This window comes from Opitutaceae bacterium (assembly GCA_041395105.1).
GTDB lineage: Bacteria > Verrucomicrobiota > Verrucomicrobiia > Opitutales > Opitutaceae > B12-G4.
The window spans coordinates 182,424-195,466 of the sequence record JAWLBB010000006.1 but is presented as its reverse complement, the minus strand read 5'-3'; the positions used below and the strand labels follow the sequence as shown (position 1 = coordinate 195,466).

At 62.1% G+C, this 13,043-nt stretch carries 9 protein-coding genes; 7 read left to right on the top strand and 2 right to left on the bottom strand.

What is annotated here, in order from left to right; translation table 11 throughout:
* The first annotated feature begins 374 nt into the window (after positions 1–374).
* The 7 genes from R3F07_17090 (at position 375) to R3F07_17060 (ending at position 11,785) form a co-directional block, all read left to right on the top strand.
* The gene (locus R3F07_17090) at positions 375–2,939 is read left to right on the top strand and encodes a hypothetical protein (GenBank protein MEZ5278101.1); all 2,565 of its coding nucleotides are present in this window, start codon (positions 375–377) and stop codon (positions 2,937–2,939) included.
* A 187-nt stretch (positions 2,940–3,126) separates the two neighbouring features.
* Positions 3,127–4,674 carry a family 43 glycosylhydrolase gene (locus R3F07_17085; GenBank protein ID MEZ5278100.1) on the top strand — a complete coding sequence of 516 codons (1,548 nt, stop codon included), beginning with the start codon at positions 3,127–3,129 and terminating at the stop codon, positions 4,672–4,674.
* A 14-nt stretch (positions 4,675–4,688) separates the two neighbouring features.
* Positions 4,689–6,200 carry a glycoside hydrolase family 27 protein gene (locus R3F07_17080; protein MEZ5278099.1) on the top strand — a complete coding sequence of 504 codons (1,512 nt, stop codon included), beginning with the start codon at positions 4,689–4,691 and terminating at the stop codon, positions 6,198–6,200.
* Entirely contained in the window at positions 6,184–7,959 is a 1,776-nt protein-coding gene (locus R3F07_17075; GenBank protein ID MEZ5278098.1) for a hypothetical protein, read from the top strand. Before R3F07_17080 ends, R3F07_17075 begins: the two co-directional genes overlap by 17 nt.
* Before the next feature lie 54 nt (positions 7,960–8,013).
* Positions 8,014–9,189, top strand: a complete 1,176-nt coding sequence (locus tag R3F07_17070; GenBank protein ID MEZ5278097.1) for a hypothetical protein — start codon at positions 8,014–8,016, stop codon at positions 9,187–9,189.
* Positions 9,084–10,379 (top strand): hypothetical protein, encoded by a 1,296-nt coding sequence (locus tag R3F07_17065; GenBank protein MEZ5278096.1) that lies wholly within the window; start codon positions 9,084–9,086, stop codon positions 10,377–10,379. The genes R3F07_17070 and R3F07_17065 overlap by 106 nt, the downstream gene beginning before the upstream one ends.
* Complete coding sequence (locus tag R3F07_17060; protein ID MEZ5278095.1) at positions 10,376–11,785, top strand: arylsulfatase; 1,410 nt, start codon at positions 10,376–10,378, stop codon at positions 11,783–11,785. The genes R3F07_17065 and R3F07_17060 overlap by 4 nt, the downstream gene beginning before the upstream one ends.
* 338 nt (positions 11,786–12,123) lie before the next feature.
* Here the strand turns inward: R3F07_17060 and R3F07_17055 are convergent, their stop codons facing one another.
* Together R3F07_17055 and R3F07_17050 are read right to left on the bottom strand one after the other, a co-directional pair.
* A complete protein-coding gene (locus R3F07_17055; GenBank protein ID MEZ5278094.1) occupies positions 12,124–12,615 on the bottom strand; it encodes a heavy metal-binding domain-containing protein in 492 nt (163 codons plus the stop codon).
* Between the two features lie 10 nt (positions 12,616–12,625).
* On the bottom strand, positions 12,626–12,949 hold the full coding sequence (locus R3F07_17050) for a YbjQ family protein (GenBank protein ID MEZ5278093.1): 324 nt from the start codon (positions 12,947–12,949) through the stop codon (positions 12,626–12,628).
* Between the last annotated feature and the right edge of the window lie 94 nt (positions 12,950–13,043).

Sequence of the window (13,043 nt, the reverse complement as noted above, 5' to 3'; positions counted from 1 at the left end):
GATCAGTGGGAGCACTCCCGAAGCGCCGGGCCGCTGCATTTCGAATCCTGATTCCCGGGCTCCCGGGCCAAAGTTGAATGGCCCCAAGTCAAGGGTATTCAGGACGGATCACGCGATCCAGCCGCGGCAGTCTCTTGCCGCGTATCCACGTTGACACGCCCCAGGAGACCGGGGCGACTGCACCCGACCATTGCACGAACACGGAAGGCACGTTCTGAGCCAAAGTATCTGCTTATCATTGCGATTCGGGTCAGAGTTCATGGTGACACCGCTCTAGTGGGCCTCGGAACCCTCCGCATCAGGGTAACCCTGAACGTGGGGTCTGCGACCGGATTGCCGTTGCGAATTGCACTCTTGAGTTCCATCAAAAAGGGATGGAAACGAGGGAAAACACGGATCGGCCAACCTCTCTGCACCGGATCGCCCGGGGTGTTCAACTGAGTGTCCTCTGCGGGTTATTCCTGAATGGAGGCAACCTGCGCGCCGATGACTCCCTCGATTCAATCCGCTGGTGGAACCGCAACCCGCTGCCGACCGGTCAGCATCTTTTGACGGTGACGGCGGGACCGGAGGCCTTCGTGGCCGCCGGTGAAAACGGGTTGATTCTCCGTTCGGCACACGGGGCCTTCTGGGAGCCGGTCGAAACACCGGTCTTTGACACGTTTTCGCGCAGTTTTTTCACGGGCGACGAATACACGGTGGCCGGCCATTACTCCATTCTGACCTCTCCTGACGGACTGTTCTGGAAGGACGTGACCCCGGATTTCCTCGGAGTGGGAACCGACCTGATCTACGATCTCGATCGTGACGGTGATCGCTGGGCGGCACTCACCCCGAATGCAGCCTGGTACTCAGCCGATGGCCTCAGCTGGGCCCGCTTTTCCTTCGAGACCTGGCACAACCTGAATACAATCGCCCTCGGCCCGGATCGTCTCGTCGTCGGACTCAATACAGGCATGGTTCTCGTGCGGCGCATGGGTATCGACGACGCCTGGATTGAGGTTCCACTCACTTCCTTCGGCGCGTCCGGCGTCTCCGTCGCCTTCGGTGACGGCCTCTACCAGGCCCGAACCGATGGTCGGATCCTCACTTCAACGGACGGCCTCAACTGGACCGCGAAGCCGCTCGTCCTCGGGCAATGGCTGACCCATCTCGACCACACGGCGGCCGGTTGGTTCATTCCCGATGCCGAAGGACCCGTCGCCCATTCCAGCGACGGCCACAACTGGGTTCAACGCGACACTGGAACCGGGCCGGTCGGATGCTTTGACGTCGATATTTCTCCGTCGGGCACCTGGGTCGGGGTCGGATCATCCGGATTGATCGTCACCTCGACCGACGGAGTCGAATGGATCCGCCGGGACAGCGGGGCCGGCCCCAGCCTCTACGGCATGGCGCGGATCAACGGCCGCTGGATCGCGGGCGGCTCAAACGGCGCCATCACGACCTCAAATGATGGTATCCGCTGGTCTACGACAACGGTCGGTGTACCCGGCGACTATTTCCGGCCGTATACGATCGGCGATCGGGTCTATCTTCTCGGAACCGGCTACTGCGCAGACGGTCTCTGCACCGATGCCTTCTACGAAACTGTCGATGGCATCACCTGGACAAAAACGGATCTCATCCCGTCCGCGCTCAAACAGGTGAAACTCCCCGCACCATTCCATGCCACCAATCCCCCGATTCGGATTGGCGGGCGGTGGTTCGTTCAGGCAACCGTGGGGCTGACCGGTTCAGGCGCCGTCTTCACTTCGGAGGACGGCAACGAGTGGGTTCGTTCTCTCGTCAATGGCATGCTCATTCTGAGCATCGGGGGCGACGACGATGTCTTCCTCGCGGGCGACGCCTACGGCACCGTCCATGTCTCGTCCGATCTGATCACCTGGACGGCGATTCCCCTCACTCAAGGCGGCTCGATCACCACCATCCTGGGAGCGGAGGGACTTTTCCTGGCCTCGTCGACCGGTCCGGGTGGCGGCATCTTCGCCTCGAAGAACGGCTACGAATGGGAACGTCTGCCCATCACGCGGACCCCGCTGCTCGGCGGAGCCCGAGTGGGTGATTCGTTCTGGTTCGTGGGCGACAACGGCACGATCATCGAAGTGGACGCCCACCGTTCCGCGCCGCTGGCCAACCTGTCGGTTCGCTCCGCCCAGCCTGCGGAAGCACCCCCGATCATCGCCGGCTTTGTCGTGGAAGGAACCGGGCCGCGCGAAGTACTCATCCGGGCCGTCGGTCCCGGCCTCGAATCGTTTGGTGTCCAGGGTATGACCGGACTCCCGCACCTGAAGGTTTATTCCAGTGAGAAACTGGTGGCGGAATGCGGCGCCTGGACCGATCAGCCCAACGCTGACGCGATCGAGGAAACAGCCGCACGGGTCGGCGCCTTTCCCCTCGATCGTTACCGGGATGATGCCGCCCTTCTTCTGACCCTCGAGCCCGGGAGTTATACCGCGGTCGCCACCGGGCTCGATTCGGGATCCGGTCAGCCCCTGGTCGAAGTCTACGACGCCTCGGGCTCCGGGTCCGTGCAATCCGCCCTCGTCAACAGTTCCAACCGGGGCATTCTTGCACCTGGCGAAACCATGGTCGGAGGTTTCGTGGTGCGCGGCGATCGGGATCGCATGGTCCTGATTCGGGCCGTGGGTCCCGGTCTGGCCCGGTTCGGTGTCGCCAATCCGGCCGTAAATCCGCGCCTGACCATCCACAGCGCCGACGGCATAGTGGCAGCAAACGACGACTGGACCCAGTCCGCCGATTCACTTCTGGCCGCCGATGCCGCCGTCTCAGCCGGTGCCTTTGCACTGGAGACCGGCTCGGCCGACGCCGCCCTCGTCTTTCAGGCGGCTCCCGGCAACTACACGGTTCATGTGACGCCCGCTGACGGAAGCGGGGGTGGAGAGGTCCTTCTCGAGGTCTACTACCTGGACCGCTGAGAACCGCACAGGTTGACCGCGGAAAGGACGTTGAGCCGGCACTGTCCGTGCCACGGCTTGACTGTCAATCACGCCCTGCTTGGACGCGGTCCGGGGACAGCCTAGGATCACGGCTCAAAACGTCCTCGTCCGCCGGCCCGACAGACGGGTCGACCTGAGCCCCCCGCGACCTGTTCTCCAAATCTCCATGCTCGCAATCCGATCCGCCCGCCTGGCAACCCTCCTCTCTATCCTTGCCGTGTCTGTTGTCCTGCCGGCCGCCGCCCAATCCGTCGGATCCAACAAGAAGACGGTGAACACGGCTCCCTATCCTCTCGGCAACCCGGTTATCCGGCACATGTATACGGCGGACGCCGCCCCGCATGTCATGCCCGACGGCCGGGTCTGGATGGTCACCTCGGTCGACAGCGAAGATGGCGGGGGCTATGAAACCATGCACGAGTACCACGCGTTCTCGTCCGCTGACATGGTGGACTGGACCGACCATGGCCGGGTGCTCCACATTGACGATGTCCGCGTCCCGGGAAGCCCGCCGGCCGACAAGTATGCCCTCTGGGCCCCCGACATGATTTACCGCGACGGGAAATACTATCTCTACTACCCCGTCCGGATCCTGCATTCCGATCAACAGAAACCGGACGGCGGCCGGGTCGTCACCGCCTACCTCGGCGTCGCGGTCTCCGACCATCCCGGAGGGCGATTCACCGTGGTCAATCCGCGGATCGAAGGAACACGGGGAATCGACCCCGCCGTTTTCATTGACGACGATGGCGAGGCCTACCTTTACTGGGGCAGCCATATGGCGGCCAGACTGGCCGACAATATGACCGAACTGGCGGACGAGCCGGTGCAGCTCGACGTGGGCACCGACCGGTTCATGGAGGCGGTCTGGATGAACAAACGGGACGGGCGCTACTACCTGTCCTACCATACCAAATACGACTGGAAGGTCAGAATCACCGCGGAGAACGCGGACGATCCGAATCGGGCCAGATCGGAACTCGCCTGGTCGGTCGGCGACAGTCCGATGGGCCCCTTTACCTATGGAGGCACTCTCAACTACGAGCTGGGCGTACACGTCGCGAACGGCCCCCGTCACCCGGGCGGCGATTTCGTTCCCTGGCGCCTGACCCAGTCGAATCACGGTGGCATCGTGGAATTCCACGGGCGCGAATACCTGTTCTACCATACCTCGGCCCTTTCATCCTGGCGCCAGGACGCCTTTGCGGCCGAGGGGACCTGGACCCAGCGCTCCGTCTGCATCGACCGGATTGATTACACAGCGGACGGGCGGATCATCCCGGTGCAGCAGACGATCGAAGGCGTCGAGCCGGTGGAAATCGACCAACCCTTCCGAATTGATCTTCCGATCGGGGAAGCAGCGGATGTAACCGACGCCCGGAGAGAAGGAGGCGGTCTCAGACTGGCGGGCAACCCGGCCGTCGTGCGGTTCGCCGACGTGGATCTGGGAAGTGGCTACTATTTCTTTGGCGCCGTCCGTTCGGGCTCCGGCGCAAAGGCCCGCATCGAAGTCCGTCTCGGCGGTCCCGGCGGCCCTCTCGCAGGAACCGTCCGGTTCGGCCGGGCCAGCGACGGCTTGGCGGAGACGTTCCTGAGGGCGGCCAGGGGGCGTCACGACATCTGCCTGGTCATCATTCAGGACGAAAACGACACCCAGGCCCTATTCTCCGATTTTCATTTCTCCGCCGGTGCGCCCACCCGGCTTGATGAATGAGCTGCCGACTTCCCATGCCGATGCGAACCCTCAATCGAATCCATCTGCTCGCCCTGACGGCGGCGGCGTGCTGGTTTTCTCTACTGGAGGCTGACCCGGCTGCTCCCTTCGTGAGGCAGCCGTTTGCGTCCTGGTCGCAGACACCGCCCATGGGGTGGAACAGCTACGACAGCTACCACGCCGCCATCACCGAGACTCAGTTCAAGGCGGTGGTTGACGTGCTGGCCGATCGCCTGCTGCCCCACGGATACGAATACGCCGTCATCGATTTCCTCTGGTACCATCCGGGACCGCAGGGTTGGGACGCGGAAAAGGACTGGCATACCTGGCGGGCACAGGCCTTCAGGGATCCCGGGACCGGAAGGGTCATCCCGATGCTGACTCTTGACGAGTACGGTCGGCCCATGCCGGCACTCAACCGTTTTCCATCCGCCGAAGGAGGCAAGGGCCTGCGTCCGCTCGCCGACTATGTCCACGCCAAGGGCATGAAATTCGGGATCCACCTGATGCGGGGCATCCCCACCGAAGCGGTTGAAGCGAACCGGCCGCTTCGCGGCACCGGCTACCGGCTCGGTGAAGTCGCCGAGATCGGCGACACAAGCTCCTTCCTCAGTGGGATGTTCACCGGGGTCAACGTCGACCATCCGGGCGCCGCGGCCTGGTACGACGACCTCTTTCAGCTCTACGCCGACTGGGGCGTCGACTACGTCAAAGTCGATGACATGCTTCGCCCGCCCTACCACGCACGGGAAATCGAGTTGATGCGCCGCGCCATTGACCGGACCGGACGGCCCATGGTGCTGAGCCTTTCCTACGGCGAGACCCCGGTCAGTCAGGCCGCCCACCTCGTTGGCCATGCCAACCTCTGGAGGGTCTCATCCGATTTCTGGGATCGCTGGACCGATCTTCGCCGGAATTTCGACCTCCTCTACATGTGGACACCGTTCGCGGGCGACGGAACCTGGCCGGATGCCGACATGATTCCGATCGGTCGCCTCATGCTGACCGGCTGGGAATTCTCCGGAGCGGAGAACCTGAATCGCACCAAAGGCCGCAATGAACGCGAAGACAATTTCACACCGGACGAGCGCCAGACCCTGATGACACTTTGGGCCATCGCCCGGAGCCCGCTGATGTGGGGCGGCGACCCTCTGACTTCTCCGGAGTCGACTTTCGCACTTCTGACCAACGATGAAGTGCTCGCGGTCAACCGGTCGGGCCGCAATCCCCGGCAGATCCTCGGACATTCCCATCGTGACGACACCCTTCGTATCTGGATCTCCGATGCCGACGAAGATGGTGCCCGCAATGTCGCTCTCTTCAATCTTCGGGATGAGCCGTCCGAGGTGAAATTCAACCTCAAATGGGAGGAAATGCCCGGAGCATGGTCCGTCCGGAATCTCTGGACCCATCAGGATGAGAAAGTCGTCGAGCGGGAACTGGCACGCGAACTCCCGCCGCATGGTTCCGCATTCTTTCGTCTCGAACCCGTCGGTAATGCAACCGGACATGAAAAGCACCGATGATTTCTCCGGGCGTGGCGGCTTGCCGTGTCTCCGGAACGCCCGGCCCTTCCGCCGCGATTTTCGCCCCGCCATCTGCACCTTCGGCGCCGTTGCGGTCATGAGTCTGCAAGCCATCGCCCATATTGAAGTCTATCCCGGCCCCCAAGGCATCGATGCATCCGACGACTATATCGTCGAGGTGATCTCGGGAGAAACCGCCCACCCCAGTTTCACCTACAAGAACACGTCCGACGATCCGGCTGATGAACACATCGAAGCCGAGGTCATGGCGGGCATCGAGGCAAACCCTGCCCTGAAAAGCCACTACCTGGGTGCTCCGATGCCGGCTTCGTCCGAGTACGAAGGCATCGGACTCGGCCTGCCCGGAGGGCCCAAAGTGGATCTGCACTCGATCAGGCCCACCCGACGCCGATCGGTCTCCTTCACCACGATTTCATTCGACGGAACGGTCACCGTCCGAGTCCGCAGTCTGAAGGGTTCCGTCCAATCGGCGCAGATCCTGCCTTCGTCACGGGAAATCGAGGCGAAAGCGGACGGCGACACCCTCGCCTTCTCACTGTCCGAGCCCGCCAAACTGGCGGTCGTCATCAACGGGGATTTCCTGAACCCACTCTTCGTCTTCGCCGACGCTCCGGAGATGGATGTTCCGGTAGCCGGAGCCCCGGGCGTGCTCTCCCTGAAAGCCGGAGCGGATCCCCGCGCCGACCTGGAAGCGGTTTCGGCCGCCCGGATCATCCGTTTCGAGCCGGGCGTGCACGATATCGGCATCGGTTTCCCCGTATCGGCCGGCCAGACCCTTTATCTGGCCGGAGGAGCCTACCTGCACGGCACCTTCCACGGATACATGGTTTCCGGTGTTTCCTTCCGGGGTCGCGGCATCCTCTCCGGGGAGAGGATTGAACGAGGCTTCATCCAGCGGCTCAAGCAAACACCCGGAACCATGTGGGAACGCATGCAGTACCATTCCATCAATATGCTGTCCGAACAGAACAAGACCCGCTGGAACGCCTATGCCCCCCGGGCGGGATTGGGCTGCGACGATCTGCTGGTCGAAGGCATCACCCTGCTGGACCCCGGACATTTCTACCTGCGACTCACCGGCAACCCGATCACGATCCGCAATGTCAAGATGGTGGGCGGGTGGCACTACAATTCCGACGGTGTTTCCACCATCGGGCAGGCCAATACCACCGTGTTCGACTGTTTCTTCCACTGCAACGACGATGCCATCTACGTGCGCCCCGACGACGTGCACATCCACCATTGTGTTTTCTGGCAGGGCAACAACGGGGCGGTCTTCCAGTTTTCCTGGGGCGGCGATCCCTACGACCAGGGAGGCGGCTACATTCATGATATCGACATCATCCACTGCGACCAGGTGAGGGAGGCCAACAACCGGGCCATCATCGGCTCCCGCAAGGCCGGCCCCGGGGACATCCGCGACATCCGGTTCAAGGATATCCGGATCGAGGGCCCTGTCTGGCGCTTCCTACGCCTGAATACCTACGCCGAAGATCCCGACCGAGGGTATCCGGGCAGCATCGACGGGATCACCTTTGAAAACATCAGCATAACCGGCCCGGTCATCAACAAGAGCGAAATCATGGCCAACTGCGGCGCCCCGGAGGGGGTTGGCCCGCTTCCCGGCGGCGTCCGCAACATCCTCTTCCGGAACGTCACGATCAATGGAACCCCGCTTACCGCGGGCGAACTCCTCATCGGCGACACCAACGTCGCGAACATCCGTTTCGAACCCTGAAAACCGCTGCGAACCAAACCGACAGTGAATCATCTATCCAACGCCTGACCCCCAGTGACAACCCAACGCTGCAACCTCGTCGCATTCCTCTCGCTCACCCTGGTCACCGTGGCCGGCGCCAGGAGCATCCAGGATCTGAACCTTCCCCGTCCCCTGCCGACCTTCATCACACCGGTCACAACGTTCGGCCAACGTCCGGACTGGGCCCACGATGGTCGCCGGATCGTGTTCCTCGAGAAGACCTCAGGCGACGTCTACGAGGTGGACATCGCGACCCGCGAATTGACTCCCCTCACCCATGATTACCCCCATGAAGGCTACACCCGGGCGCTGTATCTGGCCAATGGGGACATCCTTCTCTCCGGAGCACGCACTTACGACGCCACCAATCCGGGCGCCAGTCGCAACGAAAAGAACGCCGAACTCTGGGTCCTGCGCCCCGGGTCCGGAAAACCTCCGGTTCCCCTTGGAGCACACTGCCGCGAGGGACCGGCTGTGTCGCGCACCCGGATGAGGATCAACTGGGCGGTCGGCGATGAGTTTCACGTTGCCGACATTGTCTACGACCCCGAGGGAATCCCCAGGCTGGCCAACGACCGGGTCGTCCTCACGCACGCGGACCTGCCCAATCCCGGCTGGAAGATCGAAGCCCAGAATTTCCGGCCCGGAGCGGAGCATGAGTTGATCTTCAACATGTACACCCCGGAGAACAACGTGATCGCCATGGTCATGGGAATCGACCTTGATACGGGGAAGATCGTCCATTATTCGAATCGCCCCGAAGTCTACGACGAACCCGAGGGCATCTTCCCCGACGGAAAACGCACGCTGGTCGAGAGCAACCGGCAACGCCCGGAGGCACCCGGCATGAAGAACTACCAGCCGATTGATCTCTGGGTGCTCGAACTCGACGGTTCGGAGCGGATGACCCGACTCACCAACTTCAACGACGATCCCGATTTCAAGGCCAGCCAGGGCGTGATCAGCGATGACGGCCGCTACATGGCCTTCCAGATCTCCCGCACCGTGACAACACGGGCTACGGCTACGGAATCCTTGTCATGGACATTGCCTCCTACCTCTCCGCCCAAGGCATCCAGTTGCCCTAATAGCCCCCCTGCCCCATGCCGACTCGATTCTCCCTCATTCACACGGCCCTCGTCACGCTTGCCGTGGTTTCCCTTACCTCTCCGGTGCCGGCGACTCCGACCAAACCGACCATCTGGGTGACGACCGATCTTTCCGATCCGCGAACCACACGAAGCGGTGGACACCCCAACAACGACCCGGACGACATCTGCTCGCTGGCCGCCCTTCTTCTCGAAGCCAATCGCTTCGACATCGCCGCCGTCGTCTACTCCTCGACCAACCGGCAGAACCTCCCGAACGCCACCGACTTCGTCCAGTCCGCCTTCGCGGCTGCCTATGCCCACGACGTGCCCTTCCTCAACGCAGCTTTCGGTGGCTTCCAGCCCGAAATCCCGTTTATCCGCTCCAGCCTGACGCGCCATGCGGAGCCGATCCGGTTCGACCCGGACCGTGACTATTCGGACCTGTCGGAACTTGAGACCGTCGCGGCACTCGTTGATCTGGCCGCGCGGAAACCGGTCCACGTCCTTTCCTGGGGTCCTCTGACCGAATCCGCCATCGCGGTGAAGCACTGCCTCGACACGGGCCAGCCGGATGTCCTCGCCAACCTGTTCATCATTTCCCATTGGACGAAATCGTGGATTGCCCAGGGAACCCCGGAGACTCCGTTTCACGTGGCCAATTGCCGGGACGATGCCCGGGCCTGTGACTTTCTCCACACCATGGCCGGGCAGGGTGCGGGTTTCCGTTTCGTCGAGCTTGGCTCGGTCGGCCAGACCGGCGTGGTCAACGGAGCGGCCGGCTATCCCGGGTTTGGCGCCTTCCAAGGGAGCCGGCTCGGACAGATCTTCATTCACGCGAAATTCTACCACGGCAAGCCCGACCAGTCCGACGGGGCCACTTTCTGGCTGATGACCGGACAGTTCGGACCCACCTTGTCCGACTACCCCGACGACGGATCGCTTGACCAGGCAACCGAGGAGCGGGGCCGCGACCTGTTTCTGGAAAACGGGCATCAAATCCTCGATGATCTGCGCAGGCGCTCCGATGCCGCCGCCGCCGCGAACGATCCCTTTCCGCCCGGTTTCCTCGCCTCCCGCTTCACCTATGTTTACCAGTATCTGAACGGCCGATACTACATCCATGTTCCGTTGGAGGCCACCTTCGAGATCCGCGATGCGACCGGGCGATCGGTCATGAGCGGACGTCTGCAGCCTGGCGATCACGAACTCGATTTCAGCAGACTCGCTCCCGGCGACTATCCTGTAACCATAAAGTGCGGAGGCCTCGAAATCCGACGTTCCCTGACCCGGACGGCTGAAAGCCCATGAAAACCCGCTCCCGATTTGCCCTTCTTCCCGCTGTCCTGTTCAGCGCGACGGTTGGGTTGGCGGCAACGCCGCCCAATATAGTCTATATCCTGGCGGATGATCTCGGCTACGGCGATCTCGGCTGCTACGGTCAGCTCAAGGTCGGGACGCCCCATATCGACCGGTTGGCGGCCGAAGGCATGCGGTTCACCCAGCACTATGCCGGCAACACGGTCTGTGCCCCCTCCCGCTCCGCCCTGCTTGAAGGCAAACATACCGGGCACACCGCCGTCCGCAGCAACAACGCCGATCAACTCCTGCGTGCGGAATCCATCACCCTGGCCGAGTCGCTCAAGGCAGCCGGCTACCGGACCGGAATTGTCGGCAAATGGGGAGTAGGGCATCCGCCTCCACCCGATGATCCCCTGCGCAACGGATTCGATTTCGCCTACGGCTATGTCAATATGTGGCACGCCCACAATTGCTTCCCGGAGTTTCTCTATCGAAACGGCGAGAAGATCCTTCTCGAGGGTAATCGGCTCGACCCCGCCTATCCGTTCGACGGGATGCCGGAGGGTACCGGAGTAGCCATTGACCGCGTGGTCTATGCTCCGGACCGGATTCAGGAGGAGGCGCTCGCCTTCATCGACCGGAACCGGGCCGGACCGTTCTTTCTCTACGTTGCCTTGAACCTTCCTCACGACAATGGAGAAGCCCGCCGGGTCCACGGGGACGGCAACGAAGTTCCCGATTGCGGCAGTTACGCCGATCGTGACTGGCCCACCCCCCACAAGGAATTCGCGCGGATGATGCAGCACGTCGACGACCTGGTCGGAGCCATTGAGGTCCGGCTGCAGGCTCTCGGCCTCGATCAGAACACGCTTGTTGCGTTCAGCAGCGACAACGGTCCTCACGTCGGAACGCAAGACAGCAACACCTTCTTCGATCGAAACGGCCCCCTTCGGGGAACGAAGAGGGATCTCTACGAAGGAGGTCTTCGCGTGCCTCTCATCGTGAAGTGGCCGGGCCAGGTCGAGCCCGGTGCGACCAGTGGCCATGTCAGCGCGATGTGGGACATCTTTCCCACTTTTGCCGCCGCTGCTGGTGCGGAAGTCCCCGGCGACATTGACGGCATCTCGTTTCTTCCGACCCTGCTCGGAAACCCGCCCCAACCCGGGCACGCCTATCTCTATTGGGAGTTCTATGAACAGGGTGGCAAACAGGCCGTCCGACAGGGCGACTGGAAAGCGGTCCGCACGCATGTGCGGGACGATCAACCGGTTCTCGTTGAGTTGTTCGATCTGGCCAAGGACCCCGGAGAAACCACCGACCTCTCGGCAACCTTCCCGGACGTCACGGCCGGCCTCCTGACCCTGATGGCGGAAGCCCACCAACCGGTCGATTCCATCGATCTCTTTGGATATTAAGGGTCAGGAAACGAATTTCAGATTTCCCCGCGGATTCGCGGTGACACTACCGGTCAGTCTCGTTTTCCGATATTTGGTGCCTGACCCGAATGGCAATGATAAGGGATATTCAGGAGCGTTCTGGATTGTAGCCACGCCGCTGTGCCGGCGTGTTGGCTACGGTTGGGCACCTCGACACAGCGAGGTGGCTACAAAAACACGGGAGGTTGGAATTGTGGCCTAACTTGGTGCCATTCGGGTCAGGCAACAAATTGCCAATTCCACCATGAATCCGAGGCGGCAATCTACCGGCTGGTCCCGCTTTTTGGTATTTGTTGCCCGACTCCCATTTCCCCGGTTCACGCGTGGCGCACCGCCGTCCCGTAGGCCAACACCTCAACCGCACCCAAGCCATTCTTTCCCTGGGTCCGGCCGATCGTGGCCGTCTCCAGGCGTAGGTTGACGATGACCGAAGCCTTTGGAACCTGCTCCTTGAGCCGGAGAATGGCTTCCCGCCTTGCCCGATCCAGGAGGGACTCGTAGCTGCGCAGCCGCCCTCCGAAAATCTTGCGAACACTTGCGAGGAAGCGCTTCAGGTAGTCATGCGATACCACCACCGAGGCACTGATCAGTCGGCAATCGATGACCGGTCGACCCGGCTCGATCCAGGGAGTCGGGATTGCCGGCAGTCCGGCAGTCCGGGTCTCCCTTCGGCGCAATGACGCAAAGTGGCGCCGCTCGAGAATCGTCCCGATGACCCCGCCGAAGAAGAGCAGGACAAAGGGCAGTCCGTAAACAAGAAGAAGGATGAGCAGATTGGCGGTCGATCCCTGGGTAGTGCCGGTATCCATACAGGGACCCTCACTCGACCCGGACCGCCGTGCCGTAGACGTAGAGCTCGGCCGCACCCTGGGTGACGGATGAGGTCGAGAATCTGACGTTGACGATGGCATTGGCCCCGAGGGCCCTGGCCTGCGCGACCATCCGGTCCGTGGCCTCCTGTCGCGACTCCTGCATGAGCTCCGTGTAGGCCTTCAATTCGCCTCCGACCAGATTCTTCAGGCTGGCCCCGATATCGCGTCCGATGTTCTTGGCCCGGATGGTATTGCCGGAAACCAGCCCGTAATGCTCAACCATCCGGCGTCCCGGAACGGTCTCAATATTGGTCAGAAGGATATCGTCCATAAGCGAAGATTATCGGTTTGTCGGCAGCCCAATTCAGGCGGCAGCCGATCGCCAATTCCATAACCAACTACGCCCCGGAGCAACTGAACTCCTT

Coding starts and splice junctions, on each gene's coding strand:
- R3F07_17075 (MEZ5278098.1), top strand. CDS start 6,184: ATGAAAAGCACCGATGATTTCTCCGGGCGTGGCGGCTTGCCGTGTCTC.
- R3F07_17065 (MEZ5278096.1), top strand. CDS start 9,084: ATGCCGACTCGATTCTCCCTCATTCACACGGCCCTCGTCACGCTTGCC.
- R3F07_17080 (MEZ5278099.1), top strand. CDS start 4,689: ATGCCGATGCGAACCCTCAATCGAATCCATCTGCTCGCCCTGACGGCG.
- R3F07_17060 (MEZ5278095.1), top strand. CDS start 10,376: ATGAAAACCCGCTCCCGATTTGCCCTTCTTCCCGCTGTCCTGTTCAGC.
- R3F07_17050 (MEZ5278093.1), bottom strand. CDS start 12,949: ATGGACGATATCCTTCTGACCAATATTGAGACCGTTCCGGGACGCCGG.
- R3F07_17090 (MEZ5278101.1), top strand. CDS start 375: ATGGAAACGAGGGAAAACACGGATCGGCCAACCTCTCTGCACCGGATC.
- R3F07_17055 (MEZ5278094.1), bottom strand. CDS start 12,615: ATGGATACCGGCACTACCCAGGGATCGACCGCCAATCTGCTCATCCTT.
- R3F07_17085 (MEZ5278100.1), top strand. CDS start 3,127: ATGCTCGCAATCCGATCCGCCCGCCTGGCAACCCTCCTCTCTATCCTT.